The 4,040-nt window shown below is 71.0% G+C and carries 3 protein-coding genes and 1 pseudogene; 2 read left to right on the forward strand and 2 right to left on the reverse strand.

Going from position 1 to position 4,040, the window contains the following annotated elements; translation table 11 throughout:
* Nucleotides 1–215 precede the first annotated feature (215 nt).
* Nucleotides 216–1,439, reverse strand: a complete 1,224-nt coding sequence (locus B4E30_RS04270; RefSeq protein ID WP_286793640.1) for an acyltransferase family protein — start codon at nt 1,437–1,439, stop codon at nt 216–218.
* A 103-nt stretch (nt 1,440–1,542) separates the two neighbouring features.
* Nucleotides 1,543–2,304 (reverse strand): annotated as a pseudogene (locus tag B4E30_RS04275) (acyltransferase family protein); the annotation flags it as partial.
* Between B4E30_RS04275 and B4E30_RS04280 the strand changes: the two are divergent.
* Nucleotides 2,303–3,148: a hypothetical protein gene (locus tag B4E30_RS04280; RefSeq protein ID WP_286793641.1), complete on the forward strand. Its 846-nt coding sequence runs from the start codon at nt 2,303–2,305 to the stop codon at nt 3,146–3,148. The pseudogene B4E30_RS04275 and the gene B4E30_RS04280 overlap by 2 nt on opposite strands.
* Before the next feature lie 148 nt (nt 3,149–3,296).
* Nucleotides 3,297–4,040: response regulator transcription factor (locus B4E30_RS04285; protein ID WP_286793642.1), on the forward strand; the 744-nt coding region annotated here is incomplete at its 3' end.

Here is a 4,040-nt window from a genome sequence, read left to right on the forward strand (position 1 = left end):
GGACAGCGACCCCGGCACTGGGGTTGCCGGGGTCGCTCTTCCGCTTTCGAATGGAGCGGTCGGATACCCGAAATCCGCCGGTCCGCATCAGCGGGGAGATGCTTCGTCGACGACGATACGTCGCAGGCCTCGGATGCGTCTGTCATCCGTTCGGGGGACAAGACCGCGCGATCCGCGTGATCATGCGGATCGCGCGATACCCGATGAGAGGATTCTCACCCCTCGAGGGTGTCCATCGCATCGAGGAGCGGCGTCATGGCCCTCGCCAACGGCCCGCCGAGCAGGGCACTCGCTGTCGCGGTGAGATGATGCGAATCGCGGTAGACCAGGGTGCTTCCGAGGATGGGCGCGCAGAGCTCAGAGGTGCACAGGTGATCCGTCAGGTCGATGTAGGGCACGTGTGCCGCATCCGTCACCGTCCGCTCGACCTCCCGTGTCTCGCCGTCGAGGGCGATCGAGGTCTCCTTGGCGCATGAGCGCGCCGACTCCAAGTGCGCCGAGAGGCACACCGTCGGCGAGGTGCGCAGATCGGGAGTGTCGGCGAGCACGACGACCGGCGCGGCGATGCGCGACAGCGTCGAGCGCATCCCGTCCGCCCACTGCCCGGTGCGGTCCGCCTCGACCGCCAGGTCGGCGGACCCGTAGTTCGCCAGCACGACCACCGTCGGAGGATCCTCGGCGAGGCGGTCGATGACGGCGTCACGCCATCGATCGCACTCGCCGTACGGCACGCCGCTGCGCAGCACCGCCACATCCACCGACGGGCACGAGCTCTTGGTGTGGCTCTCCAGGGCCCACCCCCTCTCTCGGGCAACTCTCTGCAGCGCCGGGAACCACTGCGCCGCGTGAGAATCCCCGAACAGCACGATCCGCGGAGCATCGAGGTCGCCATCCACGCAGTCGACCGGATCCACCTCGGCATACCCGAGGTTGCAGCCGTCGGCGTAGATGCTCGGCTGGTCCTCGGCGACCTCGTCCAGCGCGGGTACCAGGTTGGCCGGAACGACATCGGTCACCGCGGGCGGACCGGTCATGGTCGTCTGTGAGACGACCCGCTCGCTGTGAAGGGGACGTGTCTCCGACACCGCATACGCAACCGTGGCCGCGAGCGCCACGACCGCCGACGCGACGCCCGCAGCGGCGAGGGTGCGCCGCGGGCGGGCGCGGGTGAGCCACCCCACGTGGCGGCCCGGCTCCTCGACCAGGCGGCGCAGCAGCCAGGCGACGGGCACGGCCAGCGCCGCAAGCCCCAGCTTCGCCACCAGCGGCAACGGGTGATCGAATCCGACCGCCGCCTGCGGGATGAGCATCAGCGGCCAGTGCACGAGGTACAGCGCATACGAGAGCGCCCCGACGAACAGGAGCGGCGGCAGCGACAGTGTCCGGCTCGGTCCGCCGCCCTGCGAGCCCGCGACGATGACCGCGGCGGTCGCGCACACCGGCACCGCCGCCCAGGCGCCGGGGAAACCCGATGTCGTCGGAGAACAGCAGCGCCGACCCGACGATGCCCGCGACTCCCGCCCATCCGATCGCCGCCGCGACCGGCGCGGGAAACGGCCGGGAGCGCCGCTGCAGCGCGAGGGCGACCAGGCCTCCCGCGGCGAGCTCCCACGCCCGGGTGTGCAGCGAGAAGAACGCCCACGGCTGCGATGCCGAGGTCTGCACCACGCACGCGGCGAACGACAGCGTCGTGACGACGGCGAGGACGAGAAAGAGGGAGCGCCGGGTCCGGAGGACGCCGGTGAGGGCGATGAGCACGATCGGCCACACGAGGTAGAACTGCTCCTCGATACCGAGCGACCAGTAGTGCTGGAACAGCGAGGGAGTCGATTCGGCCAGGTAGTCCGTTCCGGTGACGGCGAAGAAGTAGTTGGGAACGAAGAAGGCCGTCGCGACGGCGGCGTTCCAGACCTCGCGGAGGAGCAGGGGCGGATACCACACCAGCGCCGCGAGCAGCGAGGCCAGCAGCACCGCGAACGACGCCGGCAGGATGCGCCGCGCGCGTCGCGCGTAGAACGGTCCGAGTGCCACGCGGCCGGTGCGCTCCCGCTCCCGGAGAAGATGGCCGGTGATGAGGAAACCGGAGATCACGAAGAACACGTCGACCCCGACGTAGCCCCCGGCGACGAAGGGGACCCCCGTGTGGTAGAGCACCACCGCGAGCACCGCCAGGGCTCGCAGCCCCTGCACATCGCCGCGGAACCGGTCGACCCCTTCGATCACGGCGGCATGATAGGCCGACCCGGTGACGCAGCGGTGACGACGGGGGTGGGGGTCGCGCCCCCGTGCTACCGTGCGGCGCATGGGGAGTCGGCGCACGGTCTCGATCGTCGTGCGCGGAGCCTCCGTCCTGACCGCCGTCGCGCCCACCGCCACCTCGTCGCAGCGCACCTACCGCTACCTCCGCATCGGCACGGCCGCGACCGTCGTCGCGATCTTCACGGCCGTCGTCTCGGCGAGCACCGCGGTGGGCGTGCTGCCCTCCGTGAGCGCGTACTACTACTCCCCCGCTCGCGACGTATTCGTCGGCGCCCTGATCGCAGCGTCCCTCGCGCTGTTCGCCCTGTCGGGGCGCGGCCCGTCCCGGGCGCTCCTCGACGCCGCTGCGCTGTTCGCCCCGCTCATCGCGCTCGTGCCGACGACCCCGCCGGCGTCGGGCACCGCGGTCGAGACCGGCACGTCCGTGGTTACCTACGTCGTCGTCGGGGCGATGGCCGTGGCCATCGCCATCGTCCTCACTGCGGCGGGGAGCACCGACCGGATCGGCGCAGGGATCAGCATCGGCACCGCCGCGGCCGTGCTCACCGCGGTCGCGGCGACGGCGTGGGCGGTGCCTGACACGTTCGCCCGCTGGGCGCATCCGATCGCGACGCTGGTGTTCTTCGCATCGATCGCCGCCGTCGCCGTGCTCGCGGCGACCACGCGCGCCGACCCCGTCGCCCCGTGGATGCGCGCCGGATACATCGCCATCGCGGCGCTCCTGGTGGTGACCGGCATCGCCTACGGGGTGATCACCGCGACCGGGTACGACGCCGGACTGCCTCCGGTGCTCGTGTGCGAGGTCGCCGCCCTCACGCTCTTCCTCGCCTTCTGGGTGCTTCAGACGGTGCAGTGGTGGAGCGATCCCGATCCGGCGATCCGAGCGTGATCGCGGCAGGCGGCGATCGAGCCCGCACGCGACACGGTCGGAAGGGAGTACCGCAAGATGAGCGCAAGGAATGTGAGACAATTCAGCCACGCCGCGGATGGGGATGCGGCCAGGTTCGGATCATGAGTTCCAGCGGGGGAGGCGAGAGATGACGACAGCCGACCGCCGCACCGCGGTGATCATCGAGGACGATCCCGACATGCGCGCCGTGATCGCGGAGGTGTTCGTGGGCGCCGGCTTCGAGGCGGTGCCTGTCGCCGACGGCGAGGAGGGCGTTCGCGCCGTCGTCGAACGCGACCCCGACGCCATCACCATCGACATCTCCATCCCCGGGATCGACGGCTTCGAAGCCGCGCGCCGCATCCGCGCGGCATCCGACGCGTACATGTTCATCATCTCCGGGCGCGCCGACGAAGTCGACGCGGTCCTCGGTCTGAGCGCCGGTGCCGACGACTACATCGCCAAGCCGTTCCGTCCCCGCGAACTGCGCGCCCGCATCGATGCCCTCGCCCGCCGCCTCGAGCGGCAGGAGAAGGCAGCGCCGCACGCTCTCACCGCACCGGTGGAGCTGCTCGCGCACCGCGACGTCACCCTCGATGCCGACAGCCGGATGGTCTCCCTCGGCGCCGACGACCCGGGCCTGACCCGCAGCGAGTTCGATCTGCTGGCGGCTCTGCTGCGCACGCGGCGCCGCGTGCGGAGCAAGGCCGAACTGGCTCGCATGCTGCGCGGCGACGCCACCGAGGACACGTACGTCAGCGATGCCGACGAACGCGCGGTCGAAGCACACATCACCAACCTGCGCCGCAAGCTCGGCGACAGTTCGGCCGCACCGCGCTACATCGAGACGGTCCGAGGCGTGGGGTACCGCCTCACCGAAGCCGACGGCGAC

This window comes from Microbacterium sp. UBA3394 (genome assembly GCF_002358725.1).
In the GTDB taxonomy this organism is placed as follows: Bacteria; Actinomycetota; Actinomycetes; order Actinomycetales; family Microbacteriaceae; genus Microbacterium; species Microbacterium luteum.